Source organism: Helicobacter sp. CLO-3 (genome assembly GCF_001854545.1).
GTDB lineage: Bacteria > Campylobacterota > Campylobacteria > Campylobacterales > Helicobacteraceae > Helicobacter_B.
Map to the genome: position 1 here is coordinate 1 of NZ_MLQN01000041.1, position 15844 is coordinate 15844.

A 15844-nucleotide genomic window follows, 5' to 3' on the forward strand; every position below is an offset into this window, starting at 1 on the left:
ACCTACCCAGTAACCGTAGAAAATCCATACTTTAGCCTAAAAAACCCAAAGACTTTTGCTAAAATAGAACATCTAAAGTCAGAACTGGCAAAGCATAATATCCCTATATATGGGGATTTTAGAGATTCCCATTTTGAGAAAAAATACTTTTTTAATAGCCCATACCACCTAAACAGCGAAGGGGCAAAACTCCGCACGCAAAACTTTGTGAAAATGCTAAAAGAGCTAGAAAATAGTGGGGCAATAAAGCTTGAGGAGCAAAAAAGATAAGAAACTTATGGTGGGTGTGGAAAATTTTAAATTGCTATAAAAATATTCAACGACCTATAATTTGAATCCTGGGAATATTTTCGCAAATTGAAAAAACCTATTTAAAAGGCAAAAGCCCTGCGCTATTTTAGCGCGGCTTTTGCCTTTTGTGCGACAGCGGCGAAGCTTTGAGGATCATTCATCGCCATATCAGCAAGTATTTTTCTATCAAGCTCGATTTTTGCTAGATTTAGCCCATGGATAAACCTAGAATAGCTGATGTCATTCATCCTGCAAGCCGCGTTTATACGCACGATCCAGAGACTTCTAAAGTCGCGTTTTTTGCGCTTCCTATCGCGAAACGCATAGCACAAGCTGCGCTCTAGCTGCTCTTTTGCTTTGCGGAAATGCTTCCTGCGCGCGCTATAAAAGCCTCTCGCAAGTTTTAGTATCTTTTTGTGTCGTCTTCTTCTGACAACGCCTGTTTTTACTCTCATTTTTTCTCCTTGACCTTATTAGGTGTAGCCTTTTTGGCTAATCTTTCCCTGTTGCAAGCCCTGATATAAGCTATTTTGGCTGCTTTGAGGGGGACTTCACTATGCTTGGCACAAAAGATTTTTGACAGAATCTATATTGGCACTATGCACAAAATGCGGGGCTCTTAGTCCGGCTTTGCGCTTTGGCGATTTTTTCGTCAAGATATGGCTGCGAAAAGCACTGCCTCGCTTGATGAGGTTTTTCTTGCTTTTGAAGCGCTTAGCCGCCCCGCGATTGGTTTTCATCTTTGGCATTGTCGATCTCCTTTCATAAGATAAAGCGCGGATTCTACTAAAAAAATGCTTTGATTCTGCTTTTGTTAAGATGAAATTTTGTGGCCAGAATCTAGATTTTGAAATGATTATTTTATGTAGTGCCTGTTATAATTGCGCGACAATCATAAAAAGGCGCAACTATGAATAAACCACAAATCACACTTCTGCACCACACCCCGCTAAATATCTGCAGCAACGCCATCCGCACATGCTGGCAGAGCTTCGATAGGAGCGATAATGGCGGCGAGAAAGATAGAGAGCTCATCGAGCGAGTCGGCAACAAAAATAAGCACAAATCCACACTCGAGCATCTGCAATACTCGTTTTATATCAAGGGCATTTCACGCGCGTGCTTGCAGGAGCTCGCGCGTCATCGCATCGCTTCATACAGCGTCAAATCATCGCGCTACACGCTAATCGAGCTAAAAAAGGCGGATATCGACACGCTCGAGCAAGCCGCGCGATTTATCAAGCTCACCGGCAATGAAATGGTGGATAATGCCAGCCACCAAGCGCTAAAGGCGCTGCAAATCATCGTGCGCGACACAGATATCAAAAACGACATCGCCAAATACGCGATGCCAGAGTGCTATCTCACCGAGCTTACTTGGAGTATCAATGCGCGGAGTTTGCAGAATTTCCTAGAATTGCGCTCGAGCAAATATGCGCTATGGGAGATACAAGAGCTGGCAAATGCCGTGTTTGACGCCCTTCCAGAGGATCATAAATATATATTTGAATGCTGCATGGAAGGCGAGAAGGCGGCAGAATCTAAATAAAATAGGGGATTTTGCGCAATACAAGCAAAGATGCTAGTAAATTGCTAGTCAAATAGTGCGCTATGCTGGTAGGCACGGGTAAGAGCTCTAGATTCAACCTAGATTCTGGTGTTTTAGACTCACCTAGATTCTAGCACTTTAGATTCTGCTTTTTGAGCGTTTTAGAATTTTGGTTCTTTTGTTTTGCTGTTTCTATACATTATTTATTGTTTTATGCTAGCTTAAAATATCAATTTTATCGATTGCTTTTCTGCAAAAATTTATTCCAAAATCTCTGACTCGCGAAATCTCAAAAATCAAACTCAAAAATCCCCATATTTTTGGCATATTTTTTGCTTATAGCTTGTCGCGTCATTGTGTTGGTTTGGATTCTAGCGCGGGTGCAAGTGCATTTTACAAGCATATCTTGCAAGTGCATCTTGCGTATCTAGCGTAGATTCTAGCGGATTTTGTCATATCAGAATCTATCTAGAATCCGCCTTTGGAATCTATCTAGAATTCAGCTTGGAATCCAGCTTGGGAATCTGCGCGAAATCCGCGCGGCAGCATCCAAGCAGCGTCCAAACCACATCAATGAAATCAAAAATGCGAGTGTGAGTATGGATTTAACATCTATTTTGGGTCTTGTGTTGGCTATCGCCTCTATCTCTTTGGGGGATATTCTAGAAGGCGGCAACCCGCTTCATGTCGTGCATCTAAGCTCTGTTATCATCATCATGCCTACGACTTTGTGCGCGGCGATGGTCTCCACGCATGCAGCGGCGGTAAAAGCTGCTTACAAAGAGCTTGGCATAGTGTTTTTGGGTGCGAAAATCAACCTAAGCGAAACCATAAAAAACATCGTCGAGCTCTCCTCCATAGCAAGGCGCGATGGCATCTTGTCGCTGGAGGGGCGCGCGGCGCAGATAGAGGATGACTTTTTCCGCGATGGTCTTAGCATGGTCATCGATGGTCGCGATGCCAAATCGGTCAAAGAAGACTTAGAGATAAAAATCGAGCAGCTTGAGCACTACTACCACACCGCCGCGCATTATTGGATAACAGCGGGCGAGTCTGCGCCTACTTTTGGGCTTGTCGGGGCGGTTTTGGGTCTGATGCTAGCCCTCCAGCTGCTAGAAGATCCTACCGCGATGGCAGCGGGGATCGCTGGGGCATTTACCGCGACGGTTACAGGGATTATGAGCGCGTATGCGATTTTTGGTCCTTGGGGTGCGAAGATGAAAGCAAACTCGCATGAAATCATCCAAGAAAAAGTGGTGATAATGGAAGGGATTTTGGGAATCGCAAATGGCGAGAATCCGCGCAACCTAGAAGGCAAACTGCTTGGATTCTTGCGCCCAGATCAGCCCAAAATCTCACAATTTGAATAAGGCTAAGCATGGCAAAAAACAAAGCACAAGAATGCCCAGCTGGCGAGAAGTGGGCGGTCCCTTATGCGGACTTTTTGAGCCTTTTGCTAGCGCTCTTTATCGCGCTTTGGGCTATCTCTAGCACAGAGAGCTCAAAGGCAAAAGCGCTAAGCGAGGCATTTACCAACTTCTTTGATCGCCCGCCGGTGTCTAGGGTGTTTCAGCCTATTTTCCAGCGCCCACCAGATCCGGGCGAAGTGCGCGAAGACACTGAAGGCAAAAACCCACAAACTGCCGATGGCAGCGCATCATCTGTCGCGATAAAAGATAGCATCTCGCAAATCCAGCTCCTCATCCAAGAGGGCGGCGTGCTAGAGCAGATAGAGCAAGGCATCATTTTGCGGCTGCCGGCGGATTTGCTGTTTGAATCTGGGCGCGCGGACCTCAACAGCGAAGAGATGAAAATGTATGTGCGAAGAATCGCTGAAATCATCAACAAACTGCCAAAAGAGATAAAAATCGATGTGCGCGGCTACACCGATGATGCGGCGCTTTCGAAGGATTCTGCATACAAAAGCCACTATGAGCTGGCATCCGCTAGGGCGTATGCGGTGATGCGCGGGCTTTTGGCAAATGGCGTGGATCCTACCAATCTCTCCTACTCATCATATGGCGCGTATAGCCCTGTGGCGCCCAATACCACAACAGAAAACAGGGCGAAAAATAACCGCGTGGAGATTTTCCTATCCACTACGCCAAACAACATACGAGCGATAAAATCGGTGCTCGATGGTGGAAATGGCGGCGGAAGCGGTGGCGCTGGCGCAGAATCTGGCGCGGGTGCGAGCGCTTTAGATTCTGGCGCAGGCGTTCTAGATTCTGGTGCAGGCGCTGGTGGCGCAAAAACTGGCGTTTTGGATTCTAGTGCAGGCAACGCTGGCGCGAGCGCTGGTGGTGCTGGTGCTTTAGATTCTGACGCGCGTGGCGCTGAAGCCAATTGATAAAATCTAGCATATTTTATTGCGCTTTGCTGGTGGTCTGCATCAGCACCACAAATGCTATGCGCGCGCCAAGTGCAAACATATCAGAATCCAATTTGCCAGAATCCGAAGCGACAGATTCTAACAAAATGGATTCTAACAAATTAGATTCCAGCACAAATCCCAGCGCAGCAAAAGCCAAAGAGCCAAACACAGCGCACCCGCATGATGTATCCGCAAAAAAGCCAACTCTTATAAAAATAGATTCTGCATTTGATACGCAAACCGCCACAAACACAAGCACGCAAAAAGCGACAAACACGATAAGCGCGACAAATGCGACGCAAACAAAACACCAATCGCTAGCAGATGTCTTTATCATAAATCTTGCCTATGATAGCGAGGCGAATTTTATGGGGCGCAATATCTATGCGCGGTTTGATTTGCATGATTGCTATGTGGATGCAAGCCTGCTGCCGCCGCTAAAAAAGCTAGCAAGCGCACTCAAAAAGCGCGCGCTAAAGCTTATCGTATATGATTGCTATCGCCCGCAAGAGGCGCAAGAATACGCATGGAGCATCATGCCAGACCCGCGCTATGTGGCAAATCCGGCTAGAGGCTCGATGCATACAAAAGGCAAGGCGATTGATGTGAGTTTGGCTGATAAAAATGGCGCGCCACTGCCGATGCCAAGCCACTTTGATGCGTTTGATGAAAGCGCGCATCCTAGCTATCAATGCAAAAATGATGAAGCGCACAAATGCCAAAACCGCGACTTGCTAAGAATGCTAATGCTTGAAAGCGGTTTCAAAGGCATCTCTAGCGAATGGTGGCATTTTTGGCACTAGCTTATGCATTTTTGGTTTTGGCTACATTTACTTTTAGCCCGCACACTTTTGGCTTTAAGCCATACGCCTTTGGCCTTGAGCCATGCACTTTTGGTTTTAAGCCATACGCGCCCACTACAAGCGCGACACTCCACGCGACACGGGGTGGATTCTAGCTCACACACTTACCACAAACCCGCTTTTATCTGCGAATCTATCGCGTGCCAGCGCGCTAAAATGCAGTGGCACGCCATAAAGCGCGCTTAGATTCTCTTGTGTCAAAATATCTTTCGCATCGCCAAAAAGCGCATTAGAATCAAGCGATATGGGTAAATCCGCGCCAGAATCTGCCACCTTTGCACTAGATTCATTAGACACGCCAGATACACAAGGCGCGCCCGATGATTTTTTGATATTTTCTGCTTTTTCTAGCTTTTTTAGCAGCAGTGCCTTATGCGAAAGAAATATCGCATGCGCTGGAAAATGCGTATTTATGATAATCGTGCAGCCTTGTTTATTTAGGCTATGGAGCAAATCTAGGATGATTTTTTGGTTTTTGAAATCAAGGTTAGATTCTGGCTCATCCAGCACCAAAATCTCTGGCTCACTCACAAGCGCCCTTGCAAAAAGCACCATTTGTAGCTCCCCGCCACTTATATCACAGCATGATTTTTGCGCTAGATATTCTACGCCAAGCCTTGCCAGCGCGTCATTTGCCTTGGCATAATCGCTCGCATTTGGCTTAAAAGCTATCATAGGATTTAGCCCAAGTGCCACCATATCAAGCACGCGCAAGCTAAGTATATTGCCTTTGGCTTGCGGGACATAGGATATCTTACGCCAAATATGCTTGCCATAGCTTTCTATTGGCTTAGATTCTAGCAGGCGCGCGCCACTTGTGGCATGGGCGAGTCCTAGCATGCATTTTAGCAAAGTCGTCTTGCCAGCACCATTGCTTCCTAGTATGCTTAGCACCTCTCCGCGCTCTAGTGAAAAATCTACATTATGCAATATTTTGCGCCCGCCGCGCGCGAAGCAGAGATTTTGCACGCAAAGAAAACTCATAGCCGCATCCCTTTATTTTTCCAAAGTATATATATAAAAAATGGCGCACCAAGCAAGGCGGTTAGGATAGAGATAGGGATTTGCTCGCTAGAAATGCTACGAGAAATAGTATCTAGTGCGCATACAAATATCGCGCCCAAAACCGCGCTCAAAGGCACCAGCTTAGAAGTCTCGCTGCCTACTAGCAGTCTTGCGATATGAGGCACTAGCAAACCCACCCAGCCGATAATCCCACACAGGCTAACACCACAAGCCACCACCAGCGTGCAAGCAAATATCAACACCGCGCGAAGTCGCCACAAAGGCACGCCTAGCGTGCGCGCTTCATCATCGCTTAGGGCTAGCAGATTTAGCTTCCAAGAGAGCGCATACACCACCAAGCTACCCGCGCAAATCCCAGCGACTCCTGCAAAATAAGGCATATCAAAGCTAGATTCTAGCGAGCCAAGCAACCAATAAGTAATCGTAGGCAAAGTGTCTTGCGGGTCGGATACATATTTGACAAGAGAGATTAGGCTTTGGAAAAGTGCTGATATGATGATACCGCTCAAAATCATCGTGATAGTGCTATAAGGCGTGTTTCTGTCATAGGCTATGCCCCACACAAGCGCTAGCGCACAAAGCCCAAACACCAGCCCAAAAAGCCCCACAAACACCGTGCCAAGCCCTAGCAAAAGAGCCAATACCGCGCCAAAGCTAGCCCCACTAGTCACGCCCAAAATATCTGGCGTGGCAAGCGGATTGCGAAAGATACTTTGAAACGCGCATCCACTCACGCTTAGACCCATGCCAGCCACTAGCGCCAATATCACGCGTGGTAAGCGAAAAGAAAAGATGATATTTTCTTGCTCCTCGCTTCCATTGCCAAGCAAAGTAGCGCAAACTTCAGCTATAGGGATATGATACCGCCCAATGCTAAGCGCGATAATCGCCACAAAAGCCACGCCAATCAGACACAAAATCGCTATGCCAAATATTTTTAAAGCATGTGGCAAATATTGCAAATATCGTTTATGAGAGAGAGACATATTTTGTTAAGCCCTTTATTTTTGTTATGGTTTGTTGTGGTTTTTGGATTCTTAGGATTTGTTTTGCAAACTTCATAAAGCCAAACTACAAGAATCCAAAGTGTGATTTGAAATAAAAACTCCTAAAAAATGCTCGTTGAAAAATGCCTATCAAAAACCAAAAGCGCGCCAGAATCTAAAGACGAGCTAGAATCTAAAGACACACCAGAATCCAAAAGCGAACAAAAACTAAAAGCGAGCCAGAATCCAAAACGCGCGCTTTAGATTCTGCTACATCTAAAAATCACAATCTAAAAAATCATCATCCCAAAATCTTAGCGCGCCTCAAAAAATTAGCGCATCACAGAATCCAAACGCGCCCAAAAGCCACCGCAGATTTTATGCCCGTTTTAGATTCTACCTTGCATTGCGCCTAGATTCTAGTATTTCCAAATCAGCTTAGCATTGAAGCTTCTGCCCGGCTCTACTAGGGGGTTTGTGATTGCTATAGCGCGATTTATATTTTCCACCGTCACAGGATTGCGCCCGATTTGGTTGAAAAGGTTGCTAATACCAAAGATAAACTCCATATCCGGCGCTAGTTTCCCAGCCTTCACACCCACATAAACATCTGTCATCGCATAGGCATTTGTCTTTCTTTCTTCGCTTGCATCTATGCGTGTCTTTGCGCCATAGCCTCGCTCTGTCACGCTAAAATACCAATGCCTAAAATTAAATGCCAGCGTCACTTGTCCATAAAGTGGCGCTAGATAAGCGATAGGCTTGTTTGCACTTAGATTTTGCCCATAGTTATACGCGCCAGAATATGAAAGCACTATCATAGAATCCAAAAAGCTATGTCGCCCTTCTAGCTCTACCCCAGTGATTAGTGCGCGTCCGATATTTTCATATCGATAGAGATTATTTCCAGCAGTGATAGTGGCGTTTTGATAAGAGCTTAGGGTTAGCATATCTAGGTAGTTTGTGAAAAACCCAGTCAAAGCAGCAAAATGATTGTCGCTTTGGAAGCGGAATCCTAGCTCTGCTGTTTGTGAGTATTCTGGCTTGATGAGTGGGTTTGCTGTGGTTAGCGTGGAGCTTCCGCTTGGAGTGGAGCTCATGCGTGTGCCAACAGGCGCGTTTTTGAAGTTGTGGCTTATGTTTATCACATTGCTAATATAATCTGTGATAAACCACACAGAACCCACAGAGCCAGTAACTGCGCCTTGATGTATCACGCCATTTTCATCCAGCAATCTAGCGGATTCTATGGCTATTTGATTATTTGCGTTTATAAGGTTGTTTTCTGTGCTAGAGCGAGTTTTGGATATAGTATTTACCACATAATCCCCGCGCAAAGATGCGTTTAGATACCATGAGTCAAATGCACGAAAATCATCTTTGACAAATAGCGCTATATCAGTGGCTGATGATGCGCGATTGGTAGTATTTGAAGCATTGCTTACTAGATTGTTTTGTCGCACTTGTGTGGGGCTGATGCCAGTTTCTATCTCTGCGCCATAGACTAGATTATGTCTGCCATATTGCCCGCCAAATATCAAGCGCCCGCCAAAATATTGATTGTCATAAACAAGCTGATGTATATTTGCACCATTAAAATCCAAGCGATTATTCCAAATATCCGTATCCCAATGGCGATAATATACATACGCTTCCATATAGTCTGCAAAGCTTAGCTCTGTCTTTTTAAGCCCAGCGCGCAGATAATATTCTGTGATAGGATTTTCACTCATCAAAATCCCATAGCTAGAGCCCGGCGCTGCGCCAAGCCCGCCAGCGCGATGAGATTCTACCCTGCCATATCTACCTTGCAGATAATAGCGCGTGGTGTTGTGCGTATAGCCAGCGTTGAAATCCACGCCTATGGTGTTGTAGTTTGAGTTTTTGGCTTGATAAGAGCCATTTTCTTGGATAGGTGTGGTGTAGTTTTGCGCGATGCTTCCGCTTAATCCTACCAATACATCAAATCCAGCCCCGCCTCCTAGCAATTCTAAGCGTCCTCTAAATCCTTGATTGACACTAGAGTATTCTAATGCGCGGATTTTGGCAGTGGCTTTAAAGCTAGTGCTTCCTAGATTGTAGTTTGAAGTGCGTGAGCGGAAGTTTATCACGCCATTCATCGCATCACTTCCCCATAGCGAGCTAGCCGCGCCTCGTATCACCTCCACGCCTTCAAACGCATAAGGGTCTAGCATATTGAAATCTAGCGTATTGCGCCCGCTATATCGCACACCATCAATCATAATAACGCTTCGCTGATTGTTGGAGTTTTGCCCGCGTATGGTGATTTGCCCATTTACACCACCAGAGCGAGAATATAGGATTCCGGGCACTTTTTCTAGCACGCTTTGGATTCCGCCACCGCCGATATTTGTCTCTAGTAGCGTATCTTTGTCGATGACGCTTATTTGCTTGCTTTGTAATTCTATTGGCAAATCCGACATCGCAGCTTGCGCGGTTACTTTTACTTTTTCTAGTGTGTGTGATTCTAGCGAGCTAGAATCTTTGGGATTAGAATCTTGCGCGGATGTATCGCTAGATTCTGCATCGCTAGTGCTGGTAGAATCCGCGCTATTTGCATCATTTTGGCTGGCGCTATTTTGCGCGCTTTGGTTGGTGCTTGGGGCATTGTCATCTTGAGGCTTGGCATAAAGATTTTGCGCGCCTAGACACAAAATGCCTGCTAGGATGAAGCTAGTTTTTATGAGTGGTTTTTGATGAAATGTTTTGACTTTCATTTAAGACTCCTTGCTAAATGTTTGAAAAGTGTTACAAAACGGCGCAAGTCTAAATCAAAAAAAAAAAAACGCTTAATCTTAGTAATATTTATTATTTTTTATTACCATCTGTAGCAAATCTACTCAAAAATAAGTTTAATTCTCAAATATACTTATAAAATGAGTAGCAAAAACCTCTGCTTTTTGGTAACAAAAAGCGACAAAAACAACAATCAAGGAGAGAGAATATGCAAATGCAAAATCTAGATAAAATCGCCAATGGATTTTATGCGTATGAAGGGCTAAATAAGTTTGGCAAGGTGCTTTATTTTGACGCGCCGGCTATGCAAAGTGAAAGCATGAAAAATGCCTTTTTGTATAGGAATATTTTGGAATGTATAGATATATACACGCAGTTTGAATCGCGCGAGCTAAAATGCTACAGTGCTATCATCATCCCTATGAGTATCGATGAAGTAGAGCTTGCAAAGCATACCAAAAAGCTGGTGGATTATCTAAATGATGGCGGCATCATCATAAGCTTTGCTAGCAATTTTTCTAAATTTCTGCCCTATGCAAGCAGCTATATCCAAAGCCCCACGCCTATAAGAGAGCGCAGTATAAAGATAGGCAATCATGTGATTTTTGAAGGGGTGCGCGAATATGATATAAACTATCGGCGCGGTGTGAAGGGGTTTTTTAACCGCGGATATTTTGATGTGAGTGGATTCCCAAAAGGTGGAGAAGAGCTAGAAATAATCCTAAAAGACAGCGATGATAAATGCGTGTGCTATATCGATAGGACTTCTAGCAATGGCGTGGTGCTGGCGAGTGCTGGGGCTGATTTGCTGCAGTTTGGATTGTTTGACAACACAACAGCGCGCAAAATGGGGCTAAATCTTTTACGCTGGCTAGAAAATGAGCTGACGCAAAAAAGCCAAAAAGCGCAAAATAGCGCGCTAGAATCTAAAGCAGAATCTAAAACGCTAGATTCTAGCGCGCAAAAATCCAAAACGCTAAAACACACTAGCGACTTTTGCTTTCAAACAGGATTTCAAGCGGTTTTACAATCAAGCAAGACAGCAAATCAGCCAAATAATACACCAAAACACGCGCCAAGCTATACACCAAGCTACACCGAGCAAAAGTTCAACCTAAAAAGCGCGATAATCACAGGCGGGGCTAGCTATCATCACTACTTTTTTATAAACAAATCTCAAAAATACGCAAACTACTTTAGCCGTAGAATCTATATGCAAGATTTGGGCGAAGTCGATTTGAGCGAATATGATGTAGTCGTGATCGCCTCTAGGATTAACCCCTCGTTTTTAAATCCGCACAAAGATAAACTGCGCGCCTACCTAGAATCTGGCGGCAATATCATTTCTTTTGGCGAGATTTTGGGGGATTATCTGCCAAATATTTTGTGGAAAGATTATGCGGTGAATTTTTGGTGGTGGCTGATACCAGATGCGGATATGCCTTTGTATGTGGGAAAAGATGGCGCGAAACTCTTTGCCAAAATCACGCCAGATGATGCCAAGTGGCATTGTCATGGCGCATTTTACCCACCAGAATCCGCGCAAAAGATTCTAGTGAATGAGCTTGATGAGTGCATCATCTATAAAGACACTAGCTTTTTGGGCGGGCTGTATATCACTTCGCTAGATCCAGAGTTTCACTTAGGGCAGGGATTTATGCCAAAGACGGAGGGCTTTTTTGATGCGTTTATGGAATGGGTGTGCGAAGATATACTGCAAACGCGCAAAAATGCGGGTGCAAGCTCAAAGTAGATTCTAGCGCAAGTCGCCAAAAGGCAGAATCTAAATTGCAAGACTTAAATCCAAGAGACTTAAGTCTTAAAAGTTTGATTTTAAAAATCTAAAATTTAGGAGCTTGAAAATGAAAAAGATATTTTGCATATTTGTTATTTGTGTAGGCTGCGCTTTTGGCGCGACTTTTCCGCTAGAGATAGAGGATTCTGGCGGGCATAAGGTAGTGATACCCAAAGAGCCTAAGCGCATCGTTGTAGGCGGCGGTATGTGGCCTCTGCCTTCAGTGATTGTGATGCTAGATTCTAGTGCTTCGCGATTGGTATATATACCAAAGGCTAGCATGAGTGCGATGAAAAACTCGTTTTTGCTGGATTTTTACCCAGAAATAGCTCGCATAAAATCGGGCAATAGTGAAAATATCGAAGAGCTATTGATGCTAAAGCCTGATCTTTTTATCTGTCATAGCGCAAATGTAAAAATCTGCGAAGCTATGCGCAAAAGCAAAGTGCCTACACTTGAAATCTCGGTAAGCAAGTGGGAGTATAACTCGCTAGATACGCTTAAAGGCTGGCTAGATATTATCGCGCCCATCCTAAACCAAGAAGCAAAAGCGCAAAAAATAATAGAGTGGAGCAAAAACGCGCAAATACAAAGCGCACCGCAAAACACATCAAACACGCAACAAAGCTTAACGCAAGGCGCGCAACAAAGCTTGCCACAAAATACACCGCAAAATCCGCCTCGCGCGCTTATCATCCACCGCTTTGACAATCCACAAAACATAAGCACCAAAATCGGCGTGGGCGGGCTGTTTGCAGACTATTTGCTAGAATCTAGCGGCGCGCAAAGCGTGGTGCATGATAAATCCGCCCCTACCCTTTCACTAGAGCAGATATATGCGCTAAATCCAGACATCATATATATCAATAATTTTAACCCCATAACGCCAAAGGATTTGCTAGAATCTAAACTTTATCAGCCGCTAAAGGCAGTGAAAGAAAAGCGCGTGTATAAATTCCCGCTTGGCTCATATCGCCCATTTGCGCCTAGCGTGGATTTGCCTATATTGCTTCTATGGCTGCGCGTTTGCCATGGTGAAAAAGATATCGATCTAAAAGCGCAGACGCATAAATACTATAAAGAAGTATTTGGGCTAGATTTATCGCCAAAGCAAGTAGAATCCATATTTGCACCAAGCAAAAATGCCGGCGTGCTGGAGTAACGCGCATAGAAATAGCGGGGTAGATTCTGGCGTGCGTGAAGGGATGTTTTGCAGATTTGAGGGCGAACTAATGTTTTGTGTCTGGCTTTGGTAAGCTTTATGTTTTTACGCGCTTTGGCATGGATTTGATGTATTTTTTGCATTGGCTTTGGCGCGGATTAATGCATTTGGATTTTGCTAGATTTTAATGCGCTTTTATGATTGCTTACTAGGGCGATAGAGGCATGCAGTGCCAAATAAGATTATTAGCGTTGGCAAAACTTTTGATTTTGTGGCTGCTTTTTGGCGTTTGTAGCTAGCTTTTGGATTATTCTATATTTGTCAATGTAAGCAACACAAGCAAAAACGATCCACAAAATCAAAAATATAAAGCCGCCTTGTTTTCTTGTAGCTTTTTTATGTCTGTTTTGTATCTCTGCTGTGTTTTTTGGATTACCAAAAATCCCAGATTCTCTATGCGCAAACCTTGTTTTGCTTTCCACTTACTACACACAAATGACGCTAGATTTTAGAATAGTTTGGCTTGATATGAAGATTTGGTGGGGAAAGGGTAAGAAACTAGAATTCCACACCAACCTTTTAAGGTTGATGTGAAAAAGTTTAAAGCAAATTATTAGCCTAGATTCACGCCCTTATTATAGAGGCGCAGCTGCGGTGGCTGTGCTTACTGCTTCAGTGGCTGCTGGGAGATAGCCAGCGACTTTGGCAAGCAGATAGCCCACTACACAAGAGCTAGATACGCCGATAAGTCCGGGTAGGATGAAGCTGTGGTTTATGACAAATCGCCCGATATGCGTAGTCCCAGAGCGGTCAAACTGGATAGTAGCAAGGTCGCTTGGGTAAGTTGGCAAGATATAATAACCATAGCAAGCCGCTGCAAATGCCACGATGATGCCGGGCTCTACGCCGATTCCTAGCGCGATAGGGACAAACGCCGCAAGCGCCGCCGCTTGAGAATTGACAAACTTTGAGATAAGAAGCAGCATCACCGCGTAAGTCCAAGGATGCTCTTTTACGACATCGCCCAGCATAGTTTTCATCATCGGCGTATGCACCGCAAACATAGTATCCGCCATCCACGAGATACCAAACACCGCGACAAGCGCCACCATACCAGATTTGAAAATCTCATTGCCGCTGATTTTTTTCGCATCAGTTTTGGTGAAAATGATGATAAGCGAGCCCGCGATAAGCATAAACATCTGAATCACATGCACCATAGACAAGCGATCGATTTTTGGATTGCCTAGCGCGTCAAATTGCGGCTGCCCGTTTTTGATGATTTGCCCCCAATCCGGGCGGAGATTTTCAAATATACCAAGTATCGCGACAAGCACAATCGCGCCCAAGAAAATCCACATCGCCACCCAATCCTGCTTAGGTAGCTTCACACCAAGCAAAGTTTTGCTATCGCCATAGACATATTTTTTGAATTCTGGATCTTTGAGTTTTGCTTGAAACTCCTCATCTTTATCCAAATCTTTGCCGCGAAACCAGCTGAAAATCCCGATACAAAGCACACCAAAAAGAGTGCTAGGGATAGTGATTTGCAATAGATTGATATAGCCATCAAAGCCCGCTAGCTTGTGGTCCGCAGCCAAAAGTAGCGCTGTCAAGCTCACCACCGCCACGCTCACAGGGCTTGCGATGATACCCATTTGCGAAGCGATGCTGGCTGCTGCCATAGGGCGCTCTGGGCGGATGTTGTTTTTTATCGCGATGTCATAGATGATAGGCATGATAGTATAGACGACATGCCCGGTGCCACAAAGCATCGTCAAAAAGCAAGTGACATAAGGCGCGAGGATAGTCAGGAATTTGGGATTTCTACGCAAAATGCGCTCTGCGATTTGCAGCATGACATCTAGCCCGCCACTCGCCTGCAAAGTAGCGCTCGCCACGACCACCGCAAGAATAGTCAGCATCACATCAATAGCTGGCTTCCCGGGCTGCACATGAAACACAAAAACCAGCATCAAAATGCCGATACCACCAAGCAAGCCGAGCGATATACCGCCCTTCCTTGCACCATAGAACAAACACGCGAGAACGACTAGCAGCTGTATCGCAAACTGCGTGCCTTCAGACATACTCGTAAAAAACTCCATAAAAGCCTCCCCAAATGCTAAAAAATAAGAGTGGATTCTATCTTAAAAAATGTTAAGAACCTCTTAAGGTGTTGCGCCGGGATGTTTTTTGGGCTGGGGTATTTTTTGCGTTGCCAATGCGATTTTGGATTCTAGCCAGACTGGATTCTAAACAAATTGCAGACTAGATTCTAGAGAGTTTATGCCCTAGATTCGGTTAGTTTCTAAATTCACAGCAGAATCCGGATTGCTTCGCGGACAAGCCCACTCGCAAAGCGTGAGCTTCTTTAGTAATCCAAAAGGCAGAATCCGGATTGCTTTGGATTCTGCGAATCCTCGCAATGACAGAAAGCCATAATTGTGAAAAAATTGTCATTGCGAGGAGTAAAGCGATGAGGCAATCCAAAGAATCAAAAATCCACAGGGATTTTTGATTCTTTTTAGATAAAGCGCGCAAACGCCAAATCTAGATTCTAAAATCATTATCAGCTAGAATCTAAAACTTTGCTGATTTTTTTTGGATTACCTCACCTTGCTAGCGCAAGTCTCGCAATGACGATTGAAAAATTATAAGTTGCTTGCAGAATCCAAATCAATAGCGCTAAACCAAAAACACCAATCTCGCATTCAAACACTAAACCTAGACCTAAACGCTAAACCTAAATCAAAACGCCAAACTCGCACCAAAACTCCAAACACACATCCAAATGCCAAGCCCGAAATCTAACACCTAAAATCTCGCATCCAAAACCAAAGCCAAATTTTAAAAAGTCGCATTGAAACCAAATCTTTACAAAAAACGCAAAATCTTTCAAAATTGGTGGATTTTGGAAAATTTTGCTTGTTTTTGGATTCTGCTACTCTTCAAAATTTTGTCTTTTAGCTTAATATTTGCTTAGAATATTACTTTTAGATACATAGATATAAAATGGCTTAAAATATCGTATATAACGA

Annotated in this window: 13 protein-coding genes and 1 pseudogene; 8 read left to right on the forward strand and 6 right to left on the reverse strand. The window is 44.4% G+C overall.

Annotation, left to right across the window (positions count from 1 at the left end; all coding sequences use genetic code 11):
- On the forward strand, positions 1-270 hold a 270-nt coding region (locus tag BKN38_RS11255), incomplete at its 5' end, for a hypothetical protein (protein ID WP_218117793.1).
- Positions 271-392: 122 nt separating this feature from the next.
- Here the strand turns inward: BKN38_RS11255 and rplT are convergent.
- Positions 393-746 (reverse strand): 50S ribosomal protein L20, encoded by a 354-nt coding sequence (gene rplT, locus BKN38_RS08980; RefSeq protein WP_066457427.1) that lies wholly within the window; start codon positions 744-746, stop codon positions 393-395.
- A 99-nt stretch (positions 747-845) separates the two neighbouring features.
- Positions 846-1040: a 50S ribosomal protein L35 gene (rpmI, locus tag BKN38_RS08985; protein ID WP_066457429.1), complete on the reverse strand. Its 195-nt coding sequence runs from the start codon at positions 1038-1040 to the stop codon at positions 846-848.
- A gap of 161 nt (positions 1041-1201) precedes the next feature.
- On the opposite strand from rpmI, the gene thyX reads away from it, so the two are divergent.
- From thyX to BKN38_RS09005, 4 genes and pseudogenes are all read left to right on the forward strand, one after another.
- Positions 1202-1840 (forward strand): FAD-dependent thymidylate synthase, encoded by a 639-nt coding sequence (thyX, locus tag BKN38_RS08990; protein WP_066457432.1) that lies wholly within the window; start codon positions 1202-1204, stop codon positions 1838-1840.
- 599 nt (positions 1841-2439) lie between these two features.
- Positions 2440-3210, forward strand: coding sequence for a flagellar motor stator protein MotA (gene motA / locus BKN38_RS08995; protein WP_066457453.1), 771 nt, complete (start codon positions 2440-2442; stop codon positions 3208-3210).
- An 8-nt stretch (positions 3211-3218) separates the two neighbouring features.
- A pseudogene (gene motB, locus BKN38_RS09000) lies at positions 3219-3980 on the forward strand (flagellar motor protein MotB); the annotation flags it as partial.
- A gap of 206 nt (positions 3981-4186) precedes the next feature.
- A complete protein-coding gene (locus BKN38_RS09005; RefSeq protein WP_066457435.1) occupies positions 4187-5017 on the forward strand; it encodes a M15 family metallopeptidase in 831 nt (276 codons plus the stop codon).
- Between the two features lie 156 nt (positions 5018-5173).
- On the opposite strand, the gene BKN38_RS09010 is transcribed toward BKN38_RS09005, so the two are convergent.
- On the reverse strand, positions 5174-6061 hold the full coding sequence (locus tag BKN38_RS09010; protein ID WP_066457437.1) for an ABC transporter ATP-binding protein: 888 nt from the start codon (positions 6059-6061) through the stop codon (positions 5174-5176).
- Positions 6058-7089 (reverse strand): iron ABC transporter permease, encoded by a 1032-nt coding sequence (locus tag BKN38_RS09015; RefSeq protein WP_082942634.1) that lies wholly within the window; start codon positions 7087-7089, stop codon positions 6058-6060. The genes BKN38_RS09010 and BKN38_RS09015 overlap by 4 nt, the downstream gene beginning before the upstream one ends.
- A 129-nt stretch (positions 7090-7218) precedes the next feature.
- Between BKN38_RS09015 and BKN38_RS12095 the strand changes: the two genes are divergently transcribed.
- Positions 7219-7353 carry a hypothetical protein gene (locus tag BKN38_RS12095; RefSeq protein WP_256325585.1) on the forward strand — a complete coding sequence of 45 codons (135 nt, stop codon included), beginning with the start codon at positions 7219-7221 and terminating at the stop codon, positions 7351-7353.
- Between the two features lie 155 nt (positions 7354-7508).
- On the opposite strand, the gene BKN38_RS09020 is transcribed toward BKN38_RS12095, so the two are convergent.
- Positions 7509-9827, reverse strand: a complete 2319-nt coding sequence (locus BKN38_RS09020) for a TonB-dependent receptor (protein ID WP_233712855.1) — start codon at positions 9825-9827, stop codon at positions 7509-7511.
- A 227-nt stretch (positions 9828-10054) separates the two neighbouring features.
- Here BKN38_RS09020 and BKN38_RS10440 point away from each other — a divergent pair, with 227 nt between their 5' ends.
- Positions 10055-11599, forward strand: a complete 1545-nt coding sequence (locus BKN38_RS10440; RefSeq protein ID WP_082942635.1) for a hypothetical protein — start codon at positions 10055-10057, stop codon at positions 11597-11599.
- A gap of 109 nt (positions 11600-11708) precedes the next feature.
- Positions 11709-12803: an ABC transporter substrate-binding protein gene (locus BKN38_RS09030; RefSeq protein ID WP_066457440.1), complete on the forward strand. Its 1095-nt coding sequence runs from the start codon at positions 11709-11711 to the stop codon at positions 12801-12803.
- Between the two features lie 635 nt (positions 12804-13438).
- Here the strand turns inward: BKN38_RS09030 and BKN38_RS09040 are convergent.
- Positions 13439-14911: an anaerobic C4-dicarboxylate transporter gene (locus BKN38_RS09040; RefSeq protein WP_066457446.1), complete on the reverse strand. Its 1473-nt coding sequence runs from the start codon at positions 14909-14911 to the stop codon at positions 13439-13441.
- Between the last annotated feature and the right edge of the window lie 933 nt (positions 14912-15844).